Consider the following 23,319-nt stretch of genomic DNA (forward strand, 5'->3'; position numbering starts at 1 on the left):
GTATCCGAACACCTGCCCAGTTTCGAACAGTTCGGACGTCCCGCCGGCCGGCCGTCCGCGCTGCTCAGTGCGCGTTCAGCGCCGCGCGCAGCCGTTCCGGGTCGGTGGTCGGCGCGTCACAGGTGAAGTTGCGGCAGACGTACGCCGCCGGTTCACCGGACACGAGCGGCCGGCCGGCGAGCAGCGGGAACTCGTCACTCTCCGCGGTGCCGGCGGCGACGACGGCGCCGGGGGCGGTGCCCAGCAGTGCCGTACGGTGCAGGGCGGCCGTCCGCTCGTCGGCGAGGCCGGGTCCGACGACGGCGATCTCCCTGGGCCCGTCCAGGAGTGCTTCGGCGACGGCGAGGCCCCAGCCGATGAACCGGGGCACGCGCGGCCCGAGCGTCCGCACCACGCCGAGCGCCCGCTCGGCGGCGCCGCGGTGCGCCTCGGAACCGGTGTGCGCGGCATAGCCCAGCAGGGCGCCCGCCGCCGCCGTCCAGCCGGACGGGGTGGCGTTGTCGGTGGGGTCCTGCGGGCGGCGGATGAGCCGCTCGGCGTCGGCGGCCGTGTCGTAGAGGGCGCCGGTCTCCGGGTCGGCGAAGCGGGTGACGACGTGGTCGAGGAGCAGCCCGGCGAAGTCCAGCCAGACGCCCTCCCCGGTCACGGAGGCGAGGGCGAGGAAGCCCTCCGCGACGTCCGCGTAGTCCTCCAGCACCCCGGCGTTGGGGCCGACCCGGCCGTCCTTGCTGGTGCGGGCGAGCCGGCCGTGCTCGTCCAGGTGCACGCGCACGAGCAGGTCGGCGGCGGCGACGGCGGCCTCGACGAGGTCGGGCCGGCCGAAGTAGGCGCCGGTCTCGGCGAGCGCGGCGACCGCGAGGCCGTTCCAGGCGGCGACGACCTTGTCGTCCCGGCCGGGCGCGGGGCGGCGGGCGCGCTCGGCGAGCAGCCGGTCGCGGATGGAGTCGATCCTGCCGGCGTCGAACACGCCCTCGCTCTGCGGGAGCTGGAGGACGGACTGGCCGTGTTCGAAGGTGCCCTCGTCGGTCACGCCGAAGTACTGGGCGGCGAGGTCGCCGTCCGCCTCGCCGAGGACGGCGCGCAGCCGCTCGGGCGTCCACACGTAGTAGGCGCCCTCGACGTGCCGGCCGCTCCCGTCGTCGCTGTCGGCGTCGAGCGCGGAGGCGAACCCGCCCTCGGGGGTGCGCAGTTCGCGCACGAGGAAGTCGGCGGTCTCCAGGGCGACGCGCCGGGCGAGTCCGGAGCCGGTGGCCCGCCACAGGTGGGCGTACACGCGGCACAGGAGGGCGTTGTCGTACAGCATCTTCTCGAAGTGCGGCACGACCCAGTCCCGGTCCACGGAGTAGCGGGCGAAGCCGCCGCCGAGCTGGTCGTAGATGCCGCCGCGGGCCATGCGCTCGCAGGTGTCCTGGGCCATCTGCAGCGCGCCCTCGGAGCCGTTGCGGGCGTGGTGCCGCAGCAGGAACTCCAGCACCATGGACGGCGGGAACTTGGGCGCGCCGCCGAAGCCGCCGCGCTGCGGGTCGTACTCGCGGGTCAGGCCCAGCAGCGCCTGGGCGAGCTCCTGCTCGCCGGGGGCGCGGTCGCCGTGCCGGACGATCTCCCGCTGGGCGAGGTCGCGCACGATCTTCCCGGCGACCTCGGCCACCTCGTCGCGGCGGGTGTCCCAGGCCTGCCTTACGCCCTCCAGGACCTGCCGGAAGGAGGGCATGCCGTGGCGGGGCGCGGGCGGGAAGTAGGTGCCGAAGTAGAACGGCTCGGCGTCGGGGGTGAGGAAGACGGTCATGGGCCAGCCGCCGTGCCCGGTGGCGGCCTGTACGGCCTCCATGTAGACGGCGTCCACGTCGGGGCGTTCCTCGCGGTCGACCTTGACGCTGACGAAGTGCTCGTTGAGGTAGTCGGCGGTGGCCCGGTCCTCGAAGGACTCGTGGGCCATGACGTGGCACCAGTGACAGCTGGAGTAGCCGACGCTCAGCAGGACGGGCCGGCCCGTCCTGCGCGCCTCCTCGAAGGCCCCGGCCGACCAGGGCCACCAGTCCACCGGGTTGTCCGCGTGCTGGAGGAGATAGGGGGACGTCTCACGGGCCAGTCGATTCGGCATGCCTCCATCCTCCCGCATGCGGGAGGCCGGGGGTGGTCCGGCGCACGATGGGGGCGGGTGGGGGCGGCGCGCCTCCGGCCCGGGTACGGCCGGCCGCCCCGGTGCGGGTGGCCGGCCGTACCCGGGCCGGACGACGGCACGCGGGTGAGCCGGGCTCAGTAGTCGATGCGGTCGGGCTTGGCCAGCCACGCGTCGAACGGGGCCGTCCGGTGCGGCAGGTCCAGCTGCTCGACCCGGGTCGGCCACATCGACTGGGGCTTCTTCTCGAACAGGTCGTAGAACTTGCGGTCGTCGAAACCGGCGACCGCGGCGTCGTGCCGGTCGGCGCAGTAGACGATCCGGTCGACCCGCGCCCACAGCGCGGAGGAGAGACACATCGGACACGGCTCGCACGAGGTGAACAGCGTGCAGCCCTCCAGCGAGAAGGCGTCCAGCTTCCGGCAGGCGGCGCGCATCGCGCTCACCTCGGCGTGCGCCGTCGGGTCCAGGGTCGCGGTCACCTGGTTGTTCCCGAGGGCGACGATCTCGCCGTCCTTGACGACCAGGGCGCCGAACGGACCGCCGCCGTTCGCCACGCTGGTCGTGGCCAGCCGGATCGCCTCGTCCATCCAGACACGCTCGAGGTCCTGGATGCTGTCTTCTTGGGTCTGCGCTGTCACGATCACTTCTTTCGGAGAGGGCGGGGATGTACCGAGGGGCCGCAGAGGTGCTCCGGTGCCACCGGAACGTGGGTTCGGGTCGGCTCTCCCGATTGCTTCATTCAGCCCGTGGGAGGAGTACACCGCCACCGGTGCGCAGTCAGCCAGGGGTGGAAGCCATGAGACATCGGCCGGGCCGGTACCGGGTCTTTGTAGACATCTACAAGAGGGGGTGTGGAGGATATGCCCGGCCCATGAGGGGACGATGCACGGACGTCTCGGGCTCCCTGCGGGATGGCGGTGCCGGACGCCTGGTCGACATGACGACGGCGGGCCAGGGCGCCCCGCCGGCCGAGGCGCTGCTGTGCGCGCCGGCGGAGGGCGCGCCGGCAGGGGCGTGCGGGTGGCCGGCGGGCGGGGCGACGGGCACGAAGCGGCGGAGGCGGGCCCCCCGGACAACGGCTGAGCCCGGCGGCCGCACGGTCCGGGCACTCGCAGAGAGCCCGGGTACCCGCAGAGCGTGGGGGCGGCGACGGCCCTCGCCGGGCGCTCCTGCGGGGACGAAGGCGGCCGGGTGCGTCCCCGCGTGCGCGCTGCTGCTGGAGCGCGGGGCCAGCCTGGAAGGCGGTCGGCCGGGCGGGTGTACGCGCATGGCGCCGGACCGCCGCGCCCGGGAGGTGATGGGGGTGGCGGTGCCGGCGGCGTGCTGAGTCTGGTCAGCCCCGCCGGGCTGCGGAGTCGGCCGTGCCGGACTTGTCGTCCTGCTCGGCCCCGGACTCCGGGGGCTCCTTGAAGTCGACCCTGTTCATGTGCTTGCTCATCGACTTCATCAGGCCCCACACGGCCAGGGCCATCACCGCGAAGACGATGAAGCCGAGGACACCGGGGGTGACCTTGTTCTGGTCGAGGTCGGCGAGGGGGACGAGGTGCGTCACTGCCAGGCTCACGCTTGCGCTCATGTCAGGCATTGTCCCGGATGCCCGCGAAGAGGTCGTCCTCGGGGAGGGAAGTGTCGACGAGCGACTTCGCCAGCTCGTACTCCTCCGTCGGCCAGACCTCCTTCTGCAGCTCCATCGGCACCCGGAACCAGCCGCCGTCGGGGTCGATCTGCGTGGCGTGCGCGATCAGCGCCTTGTCGCGGATCTCGAAGAAGTCCGCGCACGGGATGTGCGTGGTCAGCGTGCGCTCGGTGCGCTCCATCTCGCTCCAGCGCTTGAGCCACTCCCCGTACGGCGACTCCAGGCCGCGCTCCAGCATCGCGTGGTGCAGGGCCTCGGTGCGGGGGCGGTTGAAGCCCTGGTTGTAGTACAGCTTCAGCGGCTGGTAGGCGGGGCCGTACTCGGCCTCCGGGTACTTCTCGGTGTCCGCCGCGCCCTCGAACGCCACCATGGAGATCTTGTGGGTCATGATGTGGTCGGGGTGCGGGTAGCCGCCGTTCTCGTCATAGGTGGTGATCACCTGCGGACGGAAGGCGCGGATCCGGCGCACCAGCTCGCCGGCCGCCTTGTCGACGTCCTCCAGGGCGAAGCAGCCCTCGGGCAGCGGCGGCAGCGGGTCGCCCTCCGGCAGGCCGGAGTCGACGAAGCCCAGCCACTCCTGCTTGACCCCGAGGATCTCCCGGGCCTCGTCCATTTCCTTCTTGCGCACCTCGTGGATGTGCTCCTCGATGTACGCGTCGCCCTGCAGCTTGGGGTTGAGGATGGATCCGCGCTCTCCGCCGGTGCACGTCACCACCAGCACGTCCACCCCCTCGGACACGTACTTCGCCATGGTGGCCGCGCCCTTGCTCGACTCGTCGTCGGGGTGCGCGTGAACGGCCATCAGTCGCAGCTGGTCAGTCAAGACTCAATCCTCGGTCATGTCGGCGCCCCGTGGTCCCGGCGCGATCGGCGGCTTCTATAGTGACGGAACCGGGGGGCGAATAATTCCGGGACCGGTCCCTGCGGAGAGGACGATCATGAGTACGGCGAGCACGCGGCTGCCCGAGGGCCGCTACGGCCGTTCGTCGGACGAGCGCGCCGACCACAAGCTCAGGATCGCCGGCGCCGTGTTCGCCGCCGCCCTGCTCGCACTGGTCGCCTACTTCGCCTACCACTACGTCGTGGAGAGCAAGATCAGCGCCCAGGTGATCGCCTTCGACGCCACGAACGACGCGGTCAAGGTGCATCTGGAGGTCCACAAGGACTCCGGCGCCTCGGGCTACTGCACCCTGCGCTCCCAGGCGGCGGACGGCTCCGAGGTGGGCCGGGCCGACTTCCGGTTCACGGGGCCCGCCACCCGCATCGACAAGGTCGTCACGCTGCGTACGACGGCGAAGGGCACCACGGCCGAACTGCTCGGCTGCCACACCGGCTGACCCGGGACCGGACACTCCCCGGCCTCACCCGGAATACATAGACGCTGACCTGCGTTGATGCGAATGTGATGGCTTATGTCCTCCCCCTCCCGGCCTTGAATTGTTAGGCTCGTGGTTTCGCCCACCCGAGAGGGAACATTCTTCTGGGTAGGGCGATGCTTTGTATTCCCAGTACCGACGAGGAGCACCCTGTGACCCAGACCAGCGAGAACGTCACCTGGCTGACCCAGGAGGCGTACAACAAGCTCAAGGACGAGCTTGAGTACCTTACTGGTCCTGCGCGCACGGAGATCGCCGCCAAGATCGCGGCCGCGCGCGAGGAGGGCGACCTGCGCGAGAACGGCGGGTACCACGCGGCCAAGGAGGAGCAGGGCAAGCAGGAGCTGCGCGTGCGGCAGCTGACCCAGCTTCTCGAGAACGCCAAGGTGGGCGAGGCTCCCGCCTCCGCGGACGGCACCGTCGCGCCCGGCATGGTCGTCACGATCGCCTTCGACGGTGACGAGGACGACACGCTGACGTTCCTGCTCGCCTCCCGCGAGTACGCGAGCGCCGACATCGAGACGTACTCGCCGCAGTCCCCGCTGGGCGCCGGCGTCATCGGCCACAAGGTCGGCGAGGACGCGGAGTACGAACTGCCGAACGGCAAGAAGGCCTCGGTGAGGATCCTGAAGGCCGAGCCGTACTCGGGCTGACCCCCGCCCGTAATGACCTCGGGCCCCCGGTGTCCCCCGGCCTGTGCCGGACACCGGGGGCTTCGCCGTGTCCGGGGCCGTCGGCGAGGGTGCTGCCGGCCGGGCCGGGGTCTTCTCAGTCCATGACCGTGTAACCGGCGTCCCGCAGGGCCTGGCCGACCTCGGCGCAGTGCACCGGGCCCTTCGTCTCCAGGTGCAGCTCCACCTCCGCCTCCGTGAGCCCGAGCCGCGGATCGGTGCGTACGTGGCTGACGTCGAGGACATTGGCGTCCACCGCCGACAGCACCCCGAGGAGCGTGGCGAGCGCGCCCGGGCGGTCCGTCAGCCGCAGCCGGACGGCCAGGTAGCGGCCCTGCGCGGCCATGCCGTGCCGCAGCACCCGCTGCATCAGCACCGGGTCGACGTTCCCGCCGGAGAGCACCGCGACGACCGGGCCCTCGAAGGCGCCAGGCGCGGCCAGCAGCGCCGCGACCGGGCTCGCCCCGGCCGGCTCCACGACCAGCTTGGCCCGCTCCAGGCACAGCAGCAGCGCCGCCGACAACTGGTCCTCGCTGACCGTGCGCACCTCGTCGACCAGGTCCCTGATGATCCCGAACGGCACCGCGCCGGGCCGCCCCACCTTGATGCCGTCGGCCATCGTCGCCGGGTTCCGCACCGACACCGGGTGCCCGGCGGCCAGCGAGGGCGGGTAGGCCGCCGCGCCCTCCGCCTGGACGCCCACGACGGTGACGTCCGGGCGGATCGCCTTCACCGCCACCGCGATCCCGGCCGCGAGCCCGCCGCCGCCGATGCCCACGACGATCGTGCGCACCTGCGGGCACTGCTCCAGGATCTCCAGGCCGACCGTGCCCTGACCGGCGATGATGTCCGGGTGGTCGAAGGGGTGGATGAAGACCGCGCCGGTCTCGGCCGCGTACTCCTCGGCGGCCGCCAGCGTCTCGTCGACCACCTGGCCGTGCAGGCGCACCTCGGCGCCGTAGTCGCGCGTGGCGCTGATCTTGGGCAGGGGGGCGCCCTTCGGCATGAACACCGTGGAGTGCACGCCGAGCAGCGAGGAGGCCAGCGCCACGCCCTGCGCGTGGTTCCCGGCGCTGGCCGCCACCACCCCGGCCGCCCGCTGCTCCGGCAGCAGCCCGGCGATGCGCACATAGGCGCCGCGCAGCTTGAACGAGCCGGTCCGCTGGAGGTTCTCGCACTTCAGCTGCACCGGCGCGCCGACCAGCTGGGACAGGTGCCGGCTGCCTTCCATGGCGGTGGTGCGGGCCACGCCCGAGAGCATTTTCTGCGCCCCTCGCACGTCGTCGAGGGTGACGGAACGCAAGGAGTCAGCCGTGCGGTAGCTCATGACTCCAGCATCGCAGTCCGGACTCGCGGGCGGCTGGTGTGACCAAGCTCCGAGACCGGCTTTGTGCAGCGCCGGTACGGCCCGCCGCAGAGCCGCGTACCCTGTCCCCCAACCAGCAGCCCTTCATGAAGCGAGCCTCCGGCCATGCCCACAACACCTGAAATGTCGATGGACATGACGACCGTCGGTGACACCGGTCTTCTCGACACCCTCCAGCACGAGGTGGCGGTGTTCGCCCGCCGTGCCGAACAGACGCGGCTCGGCGGGGTCGGGCAGGTGCGCAACTCCATGGACCGCGCCGCGTATCTGCTGCTCAACCGCCTCGACCGGGAAGGCCCGATGGGGGTCAAGGCGCTCGCGGCGAGCATGGGCATCGACTCCTCCACGGTCACCCGGCAGGTGGCTCCGCTGGTCGACACCGGTCTCGTCAAGCGGACCTCGCACCCCGAGGACGGGCGCGCGGTGGTCCTCCAGCTCTCCCCGCGCGGGGCGGCCCGTCTGGAGGAGGTGCGCTCCTCGCGGCGCCAGCTGATGGCCGAGCTGACGCAGGACTGGGCGCCGGAGGAGCGCGAGCACTTCTGCACGCTGCTGACCCGCTTCAACCGCGCGCTGTCCGCGCGGATGTCGGTGCAGGGCGCCGCGCCGGCGGAACAGCCCCCGGCGTCCTGAGCCCCGGCGGCCGCCCCGGGGCCCGGGGCACCGCTCGTCGGGACAGGACGGGTCGTCGGCGCGGGACGGGTCGCACGTCTTGACCCCGGGCCGCCGCTGGCCTCATATGAGACCGGGCCCTGTGTCGTACGCGGTTCACCCTTTCCCGTAGCGGACGGGGTCCCTCGAGGGGGAGGCGCGGTGCATGATCGGCAGGTGTCCCGGGCTGCCCGCCGGGCCCGGGAGTTCGAGGCGTTCGTCGCGGGCGCGGCCGGACGTCTGCTGCATGCCGCCACGCTGATGACCGCCGAGCCCCCGGACGCCAACCCGCGTGCCCGGCGCCTGCTGGCGCTCGCGCTCGCCCACACCTACGCCCGCTGGGACCGGCTGCACGGCGAGGATCCGTACGACTGCGCCCGCCAGTACCTCGCCACCCGCTTCGCGCGCACGACCTGGCACCGGTACGGCGCGTTCGGCCGCGGCCGCCCGGACCCGGGCAGCCCGCTCGCCGGGCTCACCCCGCAGGAACGGCTGATCCTGGTACTGCGCCTGTACGAAGGCGTCGCCGAGGAACAGGCGGCGGCCCTGCTCGGCCTGCCCGCGGAGCGCGTGCACACCATCTGCGACCGCGCGACGGCGGTCCTGCTGCACCCGCCGGGCCCGCACAGGCCGCGCACGGCGGGCCGGGAGGTGGCGCCGTCATGACCGTCGTGAGCGGACGGCGCGCCGAGCGCACGGGGAGGCCACGGTGAACCGGCCGCAACGGGAGGCCGCCGCGCGGCAGATCATGGAGAAGGCCCCGGCGCCGGTGCCGCCGGACCTGTACACGGAGGCCGTGCGCCGCGGCGAGCGCCTGCTGCGGCGCAGGCAGCTCGTCCGCCGGGTGCTGTGGCTGCTGGCCTGGGCCGCGGCCGTCGCGTTCAGCGTGTGGGCCGCCCGGGTGCACCCGTGGACGGCACCGCCCTCCCAGACGACTCCGCCGATCACCGGCTGGTGAAGCACCGAGGTGCCGGTGACCGGCGGGCCGGCGGGGGCCGGCGGGAGGACGGACCCGCGGGATGGTCAGGCCAGGGCCTGCTGGAGGTCGGCGAGCAGGTCGTCGACGTTCTCGATGCCCACGGACAGGCGCACCAGGTCGCCGGGGACCTCCAGGGCGGAGCCGGCCGCGGAGGCGTGGGTCATCCGGCCGGGGTGCTCGATCAGGGACTCGACGCCGCCGAGCGACTCGCCGAGGGTGAACACCTGGGCGCGGTTGCACACCTCGACCGCTGCCTGCTCGCCGCCCTCGACGCGGAAGGAGACCATGCCGCCGAACGCCTTCATCTGCTTCGCGGCGACCTCGTGGCCGGGGTGCTCCGGCAGGCCCGGGTAGAGGACACCGGTCACGCGCGGGTGCCGGGTGAGCATCTCGGCGACCCTGGCGGCGTTCTCGCTGTGCCGGTCCATGCGCACCGCGAGGGTCTTGGTGCCGCGCAGCACCAGCCAGGAGTCGAACGGGCCGGCGACGGCGCCCATCGCGTTCTGGTGGTAGGCGAGTTCCTCGCCGAGGCCCTGGTCGGAGACGATCAGCGCGCCGCCGACCACGTCGGAGTGACCGCCCATGTACTTGGTCAGGGAGTGGACGACGACGTCCGCGCCGAGCGACAGCGGCTGCTGGAGGTAGGGCGTGGCGAAGGTGTTGTCGACGACGAGCCGGGCGCCCGCGTCGTGCGCGACGGAGGCGACGGCGGCGATGTCGGTGATGCCGAGCAGCGGGTTGGAGGGGGTCTCCACCCAGACGGCCTTGGTCTTCGGGGTGATCGCGGCCCGTACGGCGGCCGGGTCGCTGCTGTCGGCGACCGACCACTCCACACCCCAGCGGGAGACGACCTTGGCGAAGAGCCGGAAGGTGCCGCCGTAGGCGTCGTTGGGGATGACGACGTGGTCGCCGGGGCTGAGCAGCGTGCGCAGCAGGCAGTCCTCGGCCGCCAGTCCGGACGCGAACGCGAGGCCGCGGCGGCCGCCCTCCAGCGCGGCGAGGTTCTCCTCGAGGGCGGTGCGGGTGGGGTTGGCGCTGCGGCTGTACTCGTAGCCGCCGCGCAGCCCGCCGACGCCGTCCTGCTTGTAGGTCGAGACCTGGTAGATCGGCGGGACGACCGCGCCGGTGAGGGGATCCGCGGTGTTGCCCGCGTGGATCGCGAGGGTCTCGAAGTGCTGACTGATGTGCCTGTCGCTCATGTGCACCGAGCGTAGTGCGCCTGGCCGGATGCTGACGCCCGCGGCGCCGCCCGTTCCCTCCCTGTCATGATCGCGTCCGGAGTTTTCCACAGCTCGGAGGCGGGGTTGGCCAAGTGTCGGCGGCGTCTGGTTCGCTTGGGGGCATGGCGATTCTCTGGCTGCTGATGGCGCTGCTCATGCTGGGCTTCGTGCTGCTCTCGGTCGTGCGGCGCAGGCGCGGGGTGATCCAGCAGGTTCCCCCGGGCCACCCGGACGCCGCCGACCCGGCGGCGTACGGCTTCGTGCGCCAGGAGGAGCTGGACGTGCGGGTGCCCGGCCCGGATCCGGACCTGCTGGACGTCCTGGAGCTGGTGCAGCGCACGCAGGACTACCGTGCCGCCGCCCAGCTGCTGGCCGGCACCGAGACGGCGGGCGAGCTGCGCTGGCAGCGGGTGCAGGCCTTCGCGGGCGCGGCCGCGCTGGAGCTGCAGCAGCGGCCCGGCGGGGTGCACGAGACGCCGGGCGGCCAGTGGCTGCGGGTGTGGCGGGCCGAGCAGCCCAAGGACCCGGGCTGCGCCGCCGTCTACGCGGAGTTCCTGGTGCAGCAGGCCTGGCGGACGGCGACGCCGGGCACGGACGAGTTCCGGATCATCATGGAGGAGGCCCGGGACGTCTGCGCGCAGGCCGCGCTGCTCGCCCCCGGCGACCCGGTGCCGTACATCGCCGAGCTGTCCATCGCCCGCGGACTGGCCTACTCCCAGGCCGAGTTCGACCAGCTGTGGCTGAAGATCCTCGACCGTGCCCCGCAGCACATGGGCGCGCATCTGGCGGCCCTGCACTACTGCTGCGAGAAGTGGCACGGCTCGCGCGAGCAGGCGTACGCCTTCGCCGAGGCCGCCGCGGCCCGCGCCCCGGAGGGCTCGCTGCTCGCCGCGCTGCCGCTGTTCGCCGTCTTCGAGCACCTCCCCGAGGTGAATCTGGTGGCGAGCTTCTACCAGAGCGAGGTCGTCACGAAGGCCATGCACGGCGCCCTGCACGCGGTGCACTCGGCCCGGCCCGACGACCCGATGCTCGCGCACGTCCGCCATCTGCTGATCTTCTTCCTGGTCCGCGCCGAGCGCTGGCACGAGGCCATGGACCAGCTCATACACGTCGACGGCCACGTCGGCGCGCTGCCCTGGGCGCTGTCCGCCGACCCGGCCGCAGAGTTCGCCCTCTACCGCGCGCTCGCGGTGGCCGGTTACGAGGCGGGCGGAGGCAGCCCGGCCGGCCTGCCGGGCTGATCGCCTGCCGGGAGGCGGCGCGGGGTAATTCCGGCGACGGTGGCGGCCCCTGTCCCGTACATTCGCCGTTCGCGGCGACAGAGCCGGACGGCGAGGGGGAGGAAACCGGATGAGCACGTTCCTGATCGGCGGCGGGTGGGACACGGCGGAGGTGTACGAGCCGTTCGTCCGCGCGGCCGGAGGGGACCGGCGGATCGGGTGCCTGATCGTCGACGAGGGGGACGGCGCCGCGCAGTTCGAGCGGTATGCCGAGGCGCTGCGGAAGGCGGGGGCGGACACGCCGGTGCCGTTGCTCGTGCCGCTCGGCGGCCGGTTCGAGCCGGAGGCCGCGCTGGACGGAATCGACGGGCTGCTGGTGTGCGGCGGGCTGACGCCCGCGTACCAGGAGGCGCTCGTCGGCTGCCTGCGGCGGCTGCCGGAGCTGCTCGCCGAGCGCGGGATGCCGTACGCCGGTTTCTCCGCCGGTGCGGCGGTGGCCGCGCGGCGCGCCGTGGTCGGCGGCTGGCTGGTGGACGGGGTGCCGGTGTGCCCGGAGGAGACCGGGGAGGACCTGGCGGAGGTCGAGGCGCGGGCGGGGCTCGGTCTGGTGCCGTTCGCGGTGGACGTCCACGCCGCCCAGTGGGGGACGCTCCCCCGGCTGATCGCGGTGGTCGCGCGGGGTGCGGCGCCGTACGGGGTCGCCGTGGACGAGAACACCCTGCTGGAGGTGGCGGACGGCCGGGCCCGGGTGACGGGACCGGGCCGCGCCCACGTGGTGCGGCCGGGCGGCGGCGGAGCCGTGCTGGTGCGCTCCCGCCGCGCCGGGGAGTCGTTCCCCGTCGAGTAGGACCCGGTGGCGGACCGCACCGCCCGGCCGCCGCGCCGCGCTCCGGCCCGCCGCCGCACCGGCCCTGTGTCAGATCGTCGCCGTGTCGATCACGAAGCGGTAGCGGACGTCGCTCGCGAGCACCCGCTCGTACGCCTCGTTGATCTGGTCGGCGCCGATCAGCTCGATCTCGGCGCCCAGGTTGTGCTCGGCGCAGAAGTCGAGCATCTCCTGGGTCTCGGCGATGCCGCCGATCATCGAGCCGGCGAGGGTCTTGCGGCCGCCGATCACCGAGAACAGGTTGAGGGAGATCGGCTCCTCGGGGGCGCCCACGTTCACCAGCGCGCCGTCCACCTTCAGCAGCGACAGCAGCGCGCCGAAGTCCATCGGCGCCGAGACGGTGGAGACGATCAGGTCGAAGGTGCCGGCCAGCTCCTCGAAGGTCTTCGGGTCGCTGGTGGCGTGGTAGTGGTCGGCGCCCAGCTTCAGGCCGTCGTCCTTCTTGCGCAGGGACTGCGACAGGACGGTGACCTCGGCGCCCATCGCGTGGGCGATCTTGACGGCCATGTGGCCGAGGCCGCCGAGGCCGACGACGGCGACCTTCTTGCCGGGGCCGGCGTTCCAGTGCCTGAGCGGCGAGTAGGTGGTGATGCCGGCGCACAGCAGCGGGGCCGCCACGTCCAGGGACAGGCCGTCCGGGATGCGCACGACGTAGTTCTCGTCGACGACGATCTTCTCGGAGTAGCCGCCGTAGGTGGGCTTGCCGTCCCTGCCGACGGCGTTGTACGTGCCGACCATGCCCTTGACGCAGAACTGCTCCAGGCCGCGCCGGCAGTTCTCGCACTCGCGGCAGGAGTCGACCATGCAGCCGACACCGACGCGGTCGCCGACGGCGAACTTCGTCACACCGGGGCCGACCTCGGAGACGACACCCGCGATCTCGTGGCCCGGAACCATCGGGAAGATCGCCTCACCCCAGCCCTCGCGGGCCTGGTGGATGTCGGAGTGGCAGATGCCGGCGAACTTGATGTCGATCAGGACGTCGAACTCGCCGACCGCGCGTCGCTCGATGGTCGTCCGCTCCAGCGGAGCCTTCGCGGCGGGGGCGGCGTACGCAGCAACAGTGGTCATGCCGAGGGTTCTCCTAGCAGGTGGTCCGTGCCCGGCCGCCTTCCGGCCGGGTACGCGGTCCAGCCTGCCCCAGACCGCGAGGCTCACCCAGACCACGCTGTTGCGTACGACCGCCGTGCCTACCACTGGCGGGGTCAGGCTCGTGTGCGTACCACCAGGAATACTGGACGTATGGAACGAAGGGACTCGGCGCAGGAAGCCACGGCCACCGCAGGGCACGCACTGGACCGGCGGGCCGAGCTGAGCGAGTTCCTGCGCAGCCGGCGGGCCCGGCTGAAGCCGGAGGACGTGGGCCTGCCGGCGTTCGGCCGGCGCCGCCGGGTGCCGGGGCTGCGGCGCGAGGAGCTGGCGCAGCTGGCCGGCGTGTCGGTGGCCTACTACACGCGCCTGGAGCAGGGCAACGGGCGGAACGTCTCGGCGGAGGTGCTGGACGCGATCGCGCGGGCGCTGAGGCTGTCGGACGCCGAGCACGCGCATCTGACGCATCTGGCCAAGCCGAAGTCGCACAAGAAGAAGCCCGCGGCACGGCAGCAGCAGGTCCGCGTCGCACTGCGGCAGCTGCTGGACACCATGGACGGCGTGCCGGCGTACGTCGTGGGGCGCCGGGCGGAGATCCTCGCCTGGAACCGGATGGCGGCGGCGCTCTTCGGCGACTGGGCTCAGCTGCCGGCGGCGGAGCGGAACTGGGCGCGGCTGACGTTTCTGCGGCCGGAGTACCGCGAGCTGTTCGTCGAGTGGGAGCAGAAGGCGATCGACATCGTCTGCGCCCTGCGCATGGACGCGGGCTGCCATCCGGACGACCCGAAGCTGTCGGCGCTGGTGGGTGAACTCTCGGTCAAGAGCGAGGAGTTCCGCCGGCTGTGGGCGACGCACGACGTCAAGGAGAAGAACCACGGCGTCAAGCGCCTGCACCACCCGCTGGTGGGCGACCTCGCCCTGAACTTCGAGTCGTTCCGGCTGACGGACGACTCGGAGCAGTCCCTGGTCACGTATCACGCCGAGCCGGGCTCGCCGTCGGCCGACTCCCTGCGGCTGCTGGCCAGCTGGGGCACGGACGCGGTCCGCGCGGTGCCGTCGTCCTGAAGGCCGTGAGGGGCGCCCGGAGCACAGGCTCCGGGCGCCCCTCACTTCATGCGGGCGCTGCGGCTCACTTGCCGAAGTACGCGTCGTAGATCGTGATCTTCGACGTGTTGCCCTTCTTGTCGGTGATCTCGGAGCGGAAGGAGACGGACTTGCCCTTCGCCGGGTTCTTCACCGTGATCTTCCCGCCGCGGACGTCGACCTTCTCGAAGGTCTTGCCGTCGTAGGAGACGTACACCGCAAGGGACTTGAGGTTGCCGCCGGCCGCCGCGCCCTCGACGGTGACCGGGAAGGTGACCGTGCGCCCGGCCGGGACGGTGCTGTCCAGGCCGGTCGTGGCGCCGTAGTGCAGGGCGGAGGCGGGGAGCTGGACGGCGCCGGAGACCTTCTTGGAGCGGAAGGTCCAGGCGGCGTCGATCCGCGAGGACGCCCGGGCGACCTTCGCCGAGCGGGTGACCGAGGTGGTCAGCCGGTAGGCGGCGTCCCCGGCCGGGACCTTGAAGGTCGCCTCGCCGAACAGCGGGTCCTCGTTGGAGCCGACCTTGGTGCCGTCGCGGTACAGGGTCGTGCGCACCGAGGTGAACGCCGAGGAGCCGGGGTGCCTGCCGGAGTCGGCGAACAGCGGCAGCGAGCCGTAGATGTCGTTGCCGTCGCGGAACAGGCCGAGGTCCTTGCCGACGTGCGGGCCGAAGACGGCGGTGTTCACCGTTCTGGTGTAGCTGTGGCCGGCCTTGAAGGAGGACTCGCCGAGCGTGTATCCGGCGTCGGCGAGGGGGAATCCGTCCTGGTCCTTGCCGCCGTACTGGGTGAAGTCCAGATCCCACAGGACCCCGCCGGCCGTGGACAGGTGCAGGGTGCGGGTGCCGGGCAGCTTCTGCGCGATGTCGATGGAGGAGGCGCCCACGCTGTCGGGAAGCCAGCCGACGGCGCTGATGGAGCCGGTCCTGCCGCCGGCGGAGGCGCCGAGGCGGGCCTTGACGGTGGCCAGCTCGCTCGCCTTGTAGTGCTTGGTGTACCCGGTGGCGAGCTGCCGGACCGGGCCGCCGGAGGTGACGTCGTACTCCTCGCCCGCGCCCTTGGTCCAGTGGGCGTCCCACTGCTGGAACAGCCGGCCGGCGGGCAGCTTCGGACCGAGGTGGGCGGTGCGGAAGTTCTTGTACGAGTCGAGGAACCAGCTGTAGGTGTACGTGTTGTCGCCGCTGGTGACCTGGTAGCCGGGGCAGGCGAACTTCGATGTCGCGCCCGCGGCCGGGACGGTGATGTCGACCGGCTTCGCCTTGCGCGCGTCGATCGTGACCGTCTGCTTCTTGGTGACGGTCAGCGACGGCTGGGCGATCCAGTCGGTGCCCTTGACGCCCTCCTTGTCCACGGAGACGGCCGCGTTGAGGAGGTAGGTGCCCTTGGGCAGGCGTGCCTTCACCGTGCCGGACGGGTCGTACGGGCTCACGTCCGTGCCGCTGCCGAGGCCGGACAGGCCGGCGAGTTCGGCGGTGTAGTACTTCGCGGGCTTGCCGCCCCGGCCGATGACCTTCAGCGTGACGTCGTACGACTCCACCTCGCGCTGCACCGCGGCGCCCGTGCGGACCGTCTGGCCGGCGCCGGTGGCGGTCACGTACGCGGAGTAGGCGCCGTCGAGGGTGCCGCCCAGCCTGGTGTCCGCGGTGAGGGCGACGGAGGCCTTGCCGTGCGCCGGGACGGTCAGTTCGGTCGCGCCGAGCGTGAAGAAGCCGGCCGGCGCCGCGTGTCCCTTGGGGTCGAGGCCGGTGCTGCTCAGGGTGAGCGTGACGTCCTTGTCGCCGAGGTTGCGGTACGTCACCTTCCTGGTGACCGGCTTGTCGTCGGTGTGCGGCCACTGCTGCACACCGAAGTTCACCGACACCGGGTCGGCGATCACGGTCTGCCGGTAGGCCTTGTCCACCGCGATACGGCCCGCACCCTGCTGGTACGGCGTGTAGTTGCCGCCCTTGGCGGAGCCGGTGAGCGCGCCCTTCAGCTCGGCGTAGCCCCAGTCGGGGTGCTCCTGCTTCAGGATCGCGGCGGCGCCGGCGACGTGCGGGGTGGCCATCGAGGTGCCGGAGATGGTCAGGTAGCCCTCGGGCTTCTCGCCGACCTCCTGGTCGATGACGCTGCCCTTGGCCGCGGCGGCGGTGATGTCCACCCCGGGCGCGGTGACGTCGGGCTTGATGGCACCGTCGCCGATGCGCGGGCCGGTGGAGGAGAAGTCGGCGAGCTTGTCCTTCTTGTCGACGGCGCCGACGGTGAGCGCGGCGTCCGCGCTGCCCGGTGAACCGATCGACTGGGGGCCGTCGTTGCCCGCGGCGATCGCGAACAGGATGTTCTTGGTCGTGGAGAGCTTGTTGACCTCGGCCTCGAGCGGGTCGATGCCCGGGCTGTCGTAGCCGCCGAGGCTCAGGTTGACGACGGAGGCGCCCTGGGAGGCGGCCCACTCCATGCCGGCGAGGATGCCGGAGTCGTCGCCGGAGCCGGTGTCGTCCAGCACCTTGCCGTTGATGATTCTGGCGTCCGGGGCCACACCCTTGTACCTGCCGCCCGACTTGGCGCCGGTGCCCGCCACGATGGAGGCGACGTGGGTGCCGTGCCCGAAGTGGTCGGTGGCGTCGGCGGCCGAGGTGAAGTTCCTGGAGGCGACCACCTGGTCCTTGAGGTCCGGGTGGCTGGTGTCCACGCCGGTGTCCAGGACCGCGACCTTCACGCCCTTGCCGGTGTAGCCGGCCTTCCACGCGACCGGCGCGCCGATCTGCGGGACGGACTTGTCGAGGGAGGCCTTGCGGACGCCGTCGAGCCAGACGTGCGCGATGCCGGAGGCGGCCCGGCCGCCGTCGGTGACGGCGTGCCAGAGCGCGGCGGTGTTGCTGACCGGCGTCTGCACGGCGTCGGCGTCGAGGACGCTCAGGCTGCGCCGCAGACGGCTCGCATCGCGCACGCCGGCCTTGGCGGACGCGGCGGAGCCGCGGTAGCCGACGATGACCTTCAGGCCGTCCTTCTGGGCCCGGCGGGTGGCGGCCTTGTTCAGCTCGGTGACGTCGAACAGGCGCTGGTCCAGCGTGCCGGAGGCGACCAGGTGGGCCGCGTCGAGCGGGACGACCAGCGTGTGACCCTCGGCCCGGCGGACCTGGAAGGGTATGTGCTCGCGGCCCTTGGCCCGCTGCAGGCCGACGACCCGGCCCTTGGCGTCGAGCGCGACGCGGTCGCCGGTGATGAGGGTGACGTGGGTCTTCACGGTGAGCGCGGAGGCGGCGGTGCGCTCCGCGGGCTTCGCCGACGCCGGGCTGGTCATACCCGCTGCGAGGGCGACGGCTGCGGCCGTGGCCACGGTGGCCGCGGCAGCCCTTTTCACTTGTCTGCGCAAGTTCTCCCCCTGGAGATGAGGTACCGGGTGAATTCCCCGTTCACCCGGCCGGGGGTGGACTCGTACGCATATACGACAACCCCCCGGGATCACGCAGTATGCCGGGGGGTGATCAGACGCCTCAACAGATGAGAGGACGGTAAGAAAGAGTGACGGGAAACTGTTACGCCGCCTGCGGGCCACCGTTACACAACCGCCAAGTGCCCGGTGCGCGAGCGGTGTTGTGCGGCGTCAGGTCGCGGCGTTCTCCTTCACCGTGATCTTCCCCTTGCGGATGGTGGCCAGGCGCGGGGCCTTCCGCGCGATCGCGGAGTCGTGGGTGACCATGATGAAGGTCAACCCGTGCTCCTTCCACAGGCGTTCGAGCACGTCCATGATCTCGTCCCGCATGCCCTCGTCGAGGTTGCCGGTCGGTTCGTCGGCGAGCAGCACCTTGGGCTTCTTCACGACGGCCCGGGCGATGGCGACGCGCTGCTGCTGGCCTCCGGACATCTCGCCGGGCAGATGGTGCAGGCGTTCGCCGAGGCCGACGGAGTGCAGGGCCTCCGCGGCGAGGTCGCGGCGTTCCTTCGCCTTGATGCCGAGGGGGACGAGGGCCGTCTCCACGTTCTCCTGGGCGGTGAGGGTGGGGATGAGGTTGAAGGACTGGAAGACGAAGCCGATGTTCTCGCTGCGGACCCTGGTCAGCCGGGCCTCGCTGAGCTTGGCCAGGTCGGTGCCGTCCAGCACGACCTCGCCGGAGGTGGGCCGGTCCAGACCGCCGAGCATCTGCAGGAGGGTGGACTTCCCGCCGCCGGTGGGACCCTGGATGACGAGCCGGTCCCCGTCGCCGATGGCCAGGTCCACGCCGTCGAGGGCGTGGACGGTCTCCTTGCCCCTGGTGTAGCGCTTGGTGACGTTTCTGAGTTCGTACATGGTGGCTCCTGGGTGGGTGGGGTTCGGGGGGGTACGCCGGCGCGGGCTACTCGACGCGGCGCAGTGCGTCCGCCGGGCGCAGGCGTGAGGCGCGCCAGCCGCCGAAGGCGCCCGCGACGAGGCCGCCGGCCACCGCGAGTCCCACCGCAAGGACGATCGTCGTCACGCTGACCGGAGCCGTGAGAGCGACCTCGAGGGACTTCGCCGCCGCGCGGCCGGGCCCCCCGAAGCCCCCGCCTCCGCCGGGACCGCCGCCGAAGCCCCCGCCGGTGCTGCCCAGTTGGGCCTGGAGCGTGGGGCTGACCGCCGTCACCGCGTACGCGCCCGCGAGACCCAGGGCGATGCCCAGGACGCCGCCGACCAGGCCGTTGACCACGGCCTCGCCGACCACCTGCCGGGTCACCCGGCCCGACTTCCAGCCCAGCGCCTTCAGCGTGCCGAACTCGCGCACACGCCGGGAGACCGCGGAGGAGGTGAGCAGCCCGGCGACGAGGAACGCGGCGACCAGCACCGCGATGGAGAGCCACTTGCCGACCTTGGTGGCGAGGGAGGAGGCGGTGGACAGCGAGCCGGACACCGTCTTGGCGAGGTCGGCGGAGGTGGTGACCGTCGTACCGGAGACGTTCTTCTGGATGGCGCTCTTGACGCTGTCGATCTGCTGCGAGTCGGTCGCCTTGACGTAGATCGTGGTGATCTTGTTCTTCTCGTCGGCGAGGGTCTGCGCCTGCTTCAGCGGGATGTACAGGTTGGCCGCCGAGTCGCCGCTGCTGGCGGTGGCGATGCCGATCACCGTGAACTTGGTGCCCTTGATGGTGACGGTGGAGCCGACCTTGTACTTCTTCTCCTTGGCGTACGCCGAGTCGGCCACGGCCACCTTGGCGTCCGTCTCCGAGGTCTTGAAGGTGCGGCCGCTGGTGATCTTCGAGGAGGTCAGCGGGCCGATCCCGGTGCGGGTGACGTCGGTGCCGAACACCGTGTACTGGTTGAGGCCGAAGTCGGCGCCGCCGCCCTTGACCTCGCCCTGCGGCGCGCCGGTGGCGCCGCCCCGCTGGAACCCTCCGGCGCCGCCGCTCTGCTGGAACTGGCCGCGGGTGAACTGGCCGCTGACCCGGAACACGTTGAGGCTGAGCCCGCCGACGGCCGACGACACGCCCTTCTGCCCGGCGACCTCGGTGACCGTGGAGGAGGCGAGGGTGGTGAAGCCCTGCACCCGCACCCGGTCGCTGCTCTGGGTGGACTTGTCGTCGCTGTCGCGCGCCCCGAACTGGAAGCGGGGCTGCTGGGAGCCGGCGGCGGTCGGCGTGGCCGCCTTGGTGACCGTCATGTCCGTACCCAGGCCGTACAGCGACTGCAGGACCTTGTCCTGGGCCTTCCCCATGCCGCTGGACACGGAGTTGACCACGATGACCAGCGCGATGCCCAGCGCGAGGCCGGAGGCGACGACGAGGGCCGCCTTTCTGCGGCGGCGCAGTTCGCGCCTCAGGTAGGTGAAGAACATGGCCTGCAAGCTAGGGACGGACCCTGACGACACCCTAAGGCCGGAATAAGAGATGCATGAGAAGGCTTACGGGCGCGCCCGCGAAGGGCCCGGCGGTCCCCGGAAACACCGGTGCCGCCCACGAGGGGGCGGCACCGGCGAAGCTGTGGACGGGCTGTCAGACGGCCGAACCGGCCTTCCACTGGGCCCAGCTCATGTTCCAGCCGTTGAGGCCGTTGTCCGGGGCGACCGTCTTGTCGCCGGTGTTCTGGACGACCACCACGTCACCGATCAGGGAGTGGTTGTAGAACCAGGCGGCCGGGGTGTTCGGGTCGCCGGCGCCCTTGACGTCCTGCAGGCCGACGCAGCCGTGGCTGGTGTTGACGTTGCCGAAGACGGACGGCGCACCCCAGTAGTTGCCGTGGATGAAGGTGCCGGAGGTGGTCAGGCGCATGGCGTGCGGCACGTCCTTGATGTCGTACTCGCCCTTGCCGTCGGAGTCCTTGAAGCCGACCGTCGCGCCGTTCATCCGGGTCTGGGTGAACTTCTCGGAGATCACCATCTGGCCCTCGTACGTGGTGTGGTCGGGGGCGCCCGCGGAGATCGGGATGGTCTTGACGACCTTGCCGTCCTGCGTGACCTTCATCTGCTTGGTCTTCGCGTCGACGTAGGAGACCTGGTTGCGGCCGATGTGGAAGGTGACCGTCTTCTGCTGGACGCCGTGGATGCCGGGCGCGCCCTCGACGCCGTCGAGCGCCAGCTTGAGGGTGACGGTGGAGCCTTCCTTCCAGTACTGCTCCGGGCGGCAGTCCATGCGGTTGGCGTTGAACCAGTGGCAGGCGACCTCCTGGCCGCTGCTGGAGGTGACCGTGACGCCCTTCTGGACGGCAGCCTTGTTGGTGATCGCCTTGTCGAAGTTGATCGAGACGGGCATGCCCACGCCGACCGTGGCGCCGTTGTCCGGGGTGAAGGTGCCTATGAAGCTGTGGGCCGGGGCGACCGTGGTGAAGGTCGCGTTCTCGTGGGCTATGCGGCCCTGCGAGTCCTTCGCCTCGGCGGCGACCTTGTAGGTGGTCGAGCGCTCCAGCTGGACGCTGGGCTTCCAGCTCTTCTTGTCGGCGGAGAGCTGCCCGGCGACGGCCTTGCCGTCCTGGGTGGTGAGGGTGACGCCGGTGAGGGTGCCCTTGCTGACCGTGACGACGCCGGAGTTGTTGATCGACGCGTTGTCCGAGCCGTCCTTCGGCGAGACCGTGATCTGCGCCTCGGAGGACTTCTTCGCCGCCGCCGCGTCGGCCTCGGCCTGCGAGCCCTTTCCGTTGTCGGACGCCTTGGCGTCGCCGCCGCCGGAACAGCCGGTGAGGGCCAGAACACCGCCGAGCAGAGCGGACGCGGCCATCAGGCCCCTGCGCCGCTTACTGTCCGTCATCACACGCTTCTCCATCGTTGCCGATTCGCCGAAAACCCCGAGTGTCCCCGTAAGAACGTTCAACGCTACGTCCGTGCCGCCCCGTTCCCCCTGCACTGGATCTGTGGGGCACACCACGTCCAGGGCTGCGGGTGGTGCGGAAGCCGGTCCGTGCGTCCCCTGAGACGACGAAACCCCGGACGGCGGTTGCCGTCCGGGGTGTTGGGTGCCCCCGGAACGCTCAGCCGATGCCGTCCTCTTCCTCGCCGTCCTCCTCATCATCCTCGTCCAGTTCCCACTCGGGCGAGTCCGGGTCGTAGTCGACCCGCTCGCTCGACCAGGATGCCTGCTGCAGCTCCACCCCAGGCACCTCGCTGACCAGGTCGAACGGATCGACGAGATACGCCAGGGCCTCCGCGGTGTCTTCCGTCACAGCTCCCTCGGCCTGGGTCCGCTCGGCCGGCGGCAGCTGCGCATCGGCGGCGAGCCGGCGCAGCGCGGCCTTGCTCAGCTGGTCCTCGTCCTGCACCTCGAGGACCAGCTCCACCCGAAGCCGTACAAACCGTGATGTCTCTTCAGCGTTCATGGCGGGAGCGTACGGCCGAAACCTCCCGTGACTTTCCTGTGACCCGCGTCTTTCACTAACATCGCTGCCCACGGCCAATTCGCCAGCGTCACAAGGGGATCGATATTCCGTGTCATCCGCTCGCCGTCCGCTGCTGACCGCCACCGCCGCGGGCACCCTGCTGTGCGCCCTGTGGTTCGTCCCGTCCGCGAACGCGTCACAGGACACCTCGGCGAGAGCGACCGCGGAAAGCTCCGCCACGCATCTGACGCAGCAGGCCAGGGCCGTGACGGCGGCAGCCGACGAGGACGGTCCCGAACTCGCCGACACCGGAGGCCCCGACACCACGCCGTACGTCGTCGGCGGCACCCTCTTCCTCGGTCTGGGCGCCGGTTTCGTGGTCTATTCGGTGCGCCGCGAACGCATGGGCTTTTAATTTCCCTTGACGTTCCTTTGACGGTCCGCACATAGTGCGTTCATGAAGAGATCATCGGGCGTACGGCGGTGCGCCGCCGCGGTGCTGGGCGCGCTGTCGTTCGCCCTTGTGACGGGCTGTTCGGGCGGGGAGTCCGGCGGGGACGCGAAAGGCTCCGGTACGGCCGCGAAGGCGCTCGGCGCCGCCGAGTTGAAGAAGCTGATCATCGCCGACGGAGAGGTCCCCGGATACGCGGTGGGGCCGGTGCCGGCCGCCCGCGCCAAGCCGATCGCGACGGACAGCGCCGCGTGCCGGCCCCTGGCCCGCGTGATGAGCGGCCTGCCGCCGGCCGACGCGGCGGCCCGCACCGACCGGCTGGCGACGCAGGACAAGAAGAAGACCCCGGCGGCCAAGCCGACCTCTCTGGACGACCTCGACGAGGACGCGTTCGAGGAGGCGATGCACAAGTCGCTGGACCGGGACCTGACCACGGTCACCCTGGCCTCGTACGAGGGCGACGGCGCCGAGAAGGCCCTCGCGTCCCTCTCCGCCGCCGTGAAGTCCTGCGCGGACGGCTTCCCCGGCAAGCAGGCGGGGACGACGGTGCGGTTCACCGAGGTCGCCGAGGAGAAGCCGGCGGGCACCGGGGACGGCGCGGTGGCGTTCACCGCGACCATGGACGCGGACGACGACGGCGCGGCCCCCGTCCACGCCGAGGTCGACCGGCGCGGGAACACCCTGGCGGTGTACTTCACCTCGAACCTGGGCGCGATGATGGCCAAGAAGGCGTACGCGGTCTCGCCGGAGGTCGTCAAAGCGCAGCAGGCCAAGCTGAAGTGACACGGCAGCGGACAGGGGCCCCGCGCACGGCGGGGCCCCTGTCGTCGTGCCGGGACG

Annotated in this window: 22 protein-coding genes; 10 read left to right on the forward strand and 12 right to left on the reverse strand. The window is 71.7% G+C overall.

The genetic code is table 11. The features are described from left to right. Positions 1-64: 64 nt before the first annotated feature. The 4 genes from ACGFZN_RS15305 to mca form a co-directional block, all read right to left on the reverse strand. On the reverse strand, positions 65-2,101 hold the full coding sequence (locus tag ACGFZN_RS15305) for a thioredoxin domain-containing protein (RefSeq protein WP_393858900.1): 2,037 nt from the start codon (positions 2,099-2,101) through the stop codon (positions 65-67). A 155-nt stretch (positions 2,102-2,256) separates the two neighbouring features. Beyond that, the gene (locus ACGFZN_RS15310) at positions 2,257-2,709 is read right to left on the reverse strand and encodes a nucleoside deaminase (protein ID WP_393859005.1); all 453 of its coding nucleotides are present in this window, start codon (positions 2,707-2,709) and stop codon (positions 2,257-2,259) included. A 746-nt stretch (positions 2,710-3,455) separates the two neighbouring features. Next, positions 3,456-3,707: a hypothetical protein gene (locus ACGFZN_RS15315; RefSeq protein ID WP_393858901.1), complete on the reverse strand. Its 252-nt coding sequence runs from the start codon at positions 3,705-3,707 to the stop codon at positions 3,456-3,458. Next, complete coding sequence (mca, locus tag ACGFZN_RS15320; RefSeq protein ID WP_393859006.1) at positions 3,700-4,560, reverse strand: mycothiol conjugate amidase Mca; 861 nt, start codon at positions 4,558-4,560, stop codon at positions 3,700-3,702. The genes ACGFZN_RS15315 and mca overlap by 8 nt, the downstream gene beginning before the upstream one ends. 136 nt (positions 4,561-4,696) lie before the next feature. Between mca and ACGFZN_RS15325 the strand changes: the two genes are divergently transcribed. Next, positions 4,697-5,095: a DUF4307 domain-containing protein gene (locus tag ACGFZN_RS15325; protein WP_393858902.1), complete on the forward strand. Its 399-nt coding sequence runs from the start codon at positions 4,697-4,699 to the stop codon at positions 5,093-5,095. 191 nt (positions 5,096-5,286) lie between these two features. After that, positions 5,287-5,787, forward strand: a complete 501-nt coding sequence (gene greA, locus ACGFZN_RS15330; protein WP_393858903.1) for a transcription elongation factor GreA — start codon at positions 5,287-5,289, stop codon at positions 5,785-5,787. Between the two features lie 115 nt (positions 5,788-5,902). On the opposite strand, the gene ilvA is transcribed toward greA, so the two are convergent. Next, positions 5,903-7,132 carry a threonine ammonia-lyase gene (gene ilvA / locus ACGFZN_RS15335; protein ID WP_393858904.1) on the reverse strand — a complete coding sequence of 410 codons (1,230 nt, stop codon included), beginning with the start codon at positions 7,130-7,132 and terminating at the stop codon, positions 5,903-5,905. A gap of 144 nt (positions 7,133-7,276) precedes the next feature. On the opposite strand from ilvA, the gene ACGFZN_RS15340 reads away from it, so the two are divergent. The 3 genes from ACGFZN_RS15340 (at position 7,277) to ACGFZN_RS15350 (ending at position 8,777) form a co-directional block, all read left to right on the forward strand. Continuing rightward, positions 7,277-7,801, forward strand: coding sequence for a MarR family winged helix-turn-helix transcriptional regulator (locus ACGFZN_RS15340; RefSeq protein WP_393858905.1), 525 nt, complete (start codon positions 7,277-7,279; stop codon positions 7,799-7,801). 180 nt (positions 7,802-7,981) lie between these two features. Beyond that, entirely contained in the window at positions 7,982-8,485 is a 504-nt protein-coding gene (locus tag ACGFZN_RS15345) for a sigma factor-like helix-turn-helix DNA-binding protein (protein WP_393858906.1), read from the forward strand. A 43-nt stretch (positions 8,486-8,528) separates the two neighbouring features. Beyond that, a complete protein-coding gene (locus ACGFZN_RS15350; protein WP_393858907.1) occupies positions 8,529-8,777 on the forward strand; it encodes a hypothetical protein in 249 nt (82 codons plus the stop codon). A 65-nt stretch (positions 8,778-8,842) separates the two neighbouring features. On the opposite strand, the gene ACGFZN_RS15355 is transcribed toward ACGFZN_RS15350, so the two are convergent. After that, positions 8,843-9,997, reverse strand: coding sequence for a cystathionine gamma-synthase (locus ACGFZN_RS15355; protein ID WP_393858908.1), 1,155 nt, complete (start codon positions 9,995-9,997; stop codon positions 8,843-8,845). Between the two features lie 143 nt (positions 9,998-10,140). Here ACGFZN_RS15355 and ACGFZN_RS15360 point away from each other — a divergent pair, with 143 nt between their 5' ends. Continuing rightward, the gene (locus tag ACGFZN_RS15360) at positions 10,141-11,259 is read left to right on the forward strand and encodes a hypothetical protein (RefSeq protein ID WP_393858909.1); all 1,119 of its coding nucleotides are present in this window, start codon (positions 10,141-10,143) and stop codon (positions 11,257-11,259) included. Between the two features lie 109 nt (positions 11,260-11,368). Next, positions 11,369-12,085 carry a Type 1 glutamine amidotransferase-like domain-containing protein gene (locus tag ACGFZN_RS15365; protein ID WP_393858910.1) on the forward strand — a complete coding sequence of 239 codons (717 nt, stop codon included), beginning with the start codon at positions 11,369-11,371 and terminating at the stop codon, positions 12,083-12,085. Between the two features lie 69 nt (positions 12,086-12,154). On the opposite strand, the gene ACGFZN_RS15370 is transcribed toward ACGFZN_RS15365, so the two are convergent. After that, positions 12,155-13,195, reverse strand: a complete 1,041-nt coding sequence (locus ACGFZN_RS15370; RefSeq protein WP_393858911.1) for an NAD(P)-dependent alcohol dehydrogenase — start codon at positions 13,193-13,195, stop codon at positions 12,155-12,157. Between the two features lie 171 nt (positions 13,196-13,366). Between ACGFZN_RS15370 and ACGFZN_RS15375 the strand changes: the two genes are divergently transcribed. After that, on the forward strand, positions 13,367-14,278 hold the full coding sequence (locus ACGFZN_RS15375; RefSeq protein ID WP_393858912.1) for a helix-turn-helix domain-containing protein: 912 nt from the start codon (positions 13,367-13,369) through the stop codon (positions 14,276-14,278). A 64-nt stretch (positions 14,279-14,342) separates the two neighbouring features. Here ACGFZN_RS15375 and ACGFZN_RS15380 read toward each other — a convergent pair whose 3' ends face one another. The 5 genes from ACGFZN_RS15380 to ACGFZN_RS15400 form a co-directional block, all read right to left on the reverse strand. Further along, positions 14,343-17,633: a S8 family serine peptidase gene (locus tag ACGFZN_RS15380; RefSeq protein ID WP_393859007.1), complete on the reverse strand. Its 3,291-nt coding sequence runs from the start codon at positions 17,631-17,633 to the stop codon at positions 14,343-14,345. A 243-nt stretch (positions 17,634-17,876) separates the two neighbouring features. Next, positions 17,877-18,560, reverse strand: coding sequence for an ABC transporter ATP-binding protein (locus ACGFZN_RS15385; RefSeq protein ID WP_393858913.1), 684 nt, complete (start codon positions 18,558-18,560; stop codon positions 17,877-17,879). A 46-nt stretch (positions 18,561-18,606) separates the two neighbouring features. Beyond that, entirely contained in the window at positions 18,607-20,058 is a 1,452-nt protein-coding gene (locus ACGFZN_RS15390) for an ABC transporter permease (RefSeq protein WP_393858914.1), read from the reverse strand. A gap of 157 nt (positions 20,059-20,215) precedes the next feature. Further along, positions 20,216-21,463 carry an Ig-like domain-containing protein gene (locus ACGFZN_RS15395; RefSeq protein ID WP_393858915.1) on the reverse strand — a complete coding sequence of 416 codons (1,248 nt, stop codon included), beginning with the start codon at positions 21,461-21,463 and terminating at the stop codon, positions 20,216-20,218. Positions 21,464-21,683: 220 nt separating this feature from the next. Continuing rightward, positions 21,684-22,028 (reverse strand): hypothetical protein, encoded by a 345-nt coding sequence (locus ACGFZN_RS15400; RefSeq protein ID WP_393858916.1) that lies wholly within the window; start codon positions 22,026-22,028, stop codon positions 21,684-21,686. 109 nt (positions 22,029-22,137) lie between these two features. Between ACGFZN_RS15400 and ACGFZN_RS15405 the strand changes: the two genes are divergently transcribed. Together ACGFZN_RS15405 and ACGFZN_RS15410 are read left to right on the forward strand one after the other, a co-directional pair. Further along, positions 22,138-22,443, forward strand: coding sequence for a hypothetical protein (locus ACGFZN_RS15405; RefSeq protein WP_393858917.1), 306 nt, complete (start codon positions 22,138-22,140; stop codon positions 22,441-22,443). Positions 22,444-22,485: 42 nt separating this feature from the next. Next, positions 22,486-23,262, forward strand: coding sequence for a hypothetical protein (locus ACGFZN_RS15410; protein ID WP_393858918.1), 777 nt, complete (start codon positions 22,486-22,488; stop codon positions 23,260-23,262). The last annotated feature ends 57 nt before the right edge of the window (positions 23,263-23,319 follow it).

Source organism: Streptomyces sp. NPDC048192, from assembly GCF_043202415.1.
Classification (GTDB): domain Bacteria; phylum Actinomycetota; class Actinomycetes; order Streptomycetales; family Streptomycetaceae; genus Streptomyces.

Excerpts from the sequence above, each read along its gene's own strand:
- ACGFZN_RS15305 (WP_393858900.1), bottom strand. The coding sequence starts at position 2,101 with ATGCCGAATCGACTGGCCCGTGAGACGTCCCCCTATCTCCTCCAGCAC.
- ACGFZN_RS15310 (WP_393859005.1), bottom strand. The coding sequence starts at position 2,709 with ATGGACGAGGCGATCCGGCTGGCCACGACCAGCGTGGCGAACGGCGGC.
- ACGFZN_RS15315 (WP_393858901.1), bottom strand. The coding sequence starts at position 3,707 with ATGCCTGACATGAGCGCAAGCGTGAGCCTGGCAGTGACGCACCTCGTC.
- mca (WP_393859006.1), bottom strand. The coding sequence starts at position 4,560 with ATGGCCGTTCACGCGCACCCCGACGACGAGTCGAGCAAGGGCGCGGCC.
- ACGFZN_RS15325 (WP_393858902.1), top strand. The coding sequence starts at position 4,697 with ATGAGTACGGCGAGCACGCGGCTGCCCGAGGGCCGCTACGGCCGTTCG.
- ilvA (WP_393858904.1), bottom strand. The coding sequence starts at position 7,132 with ATGAGCTACCGCACGGCTGACTCCTTGCGTTCCGTCACCCTCGACGAC.
- ACGFZN_RS15340 (WP_393858905.1), top strand. The coding sequence starts at position 7,277 with ATGCCCACAACACCTGAAATGTCGATGGACATGACGACCGTCGGTGAC.
- ACGFZN_RS15355 (WP_393858908.1), bottom strand. The coding sequence starts at position 9,997 with ATGAGCGACAGGCACATCAGTCAGCACTTCGAGACCCTCGCGATCCAC.
- ACGFZN_RS15360 (WP_393858909.1), top strand. The coding sequence starts at position 10,141 with ATGGCGATTCTCTGGCTGCTGATGGCGCTGCTCATGCTGGGCTTCGTG.
- ACGFZN_RS15365 (WP_393858910.1), top strand. The coding sequence starts at position 11,369 with ATGAGCACGTTCCTGATCGGCGGCGGGTGGGACACGGCGGAGGTGTAC.
- ACGFZN_RS15370 (WP_393858911.1), bottom strand. The coding sequence starts at position 13,195 with ATGACCACTGTTGCTGCGTACGCCGCCCCCGCCGCGAAGGCTCCGCTG.
- ACGFZN_RS15375 (WP_393858912.1), top strand. The coding sequence starts at position 13,367 with ATGGAACGAAGGGACTCGGCGCAGGAAGCCACGGCCACCGCAGGGCAC.
- ACGFZN_RS15385 (WP_393858913.1), bottom strand. The coding sequence starts at position 18,560 with ATGTACGAACTCAGAAACGTCACCAAGCGCTACACCAGGGGCAAGGAG.
- ACGFZN_RS15390 (WP_393858914.1), bottom strand. The coding sequence starts at position 20,058 with ATGTTCTTCACCTACCTGAGGCGCGAACTGCGCCGCCGCAGAAAGGCG.
- ACGFZN_RS15395 (WP_393858915.1), bottom strand. The coding sequence starts at position 21,463 with ATGACGGACAGTAAGCGGCGCAGGGGCCTGATGGCCGCGTCCGCTCTG.
- ACGFZN_RS15400 (WP_393858916.1), bottom strand. The coding sequence starts at position 22,028 with ATGAACGCTGAAGAGACATCACGGTTTGTACGGCTTCGGGTGGAGCTG.
- ACGFZN_RS15410 (WP_393858918.1), top strand. The coding sequence starts at position 22,486 with ATGAAGAGATCATCGGGCGTACGGCGGTGCGCCGCCGCGGTGCTGGGC.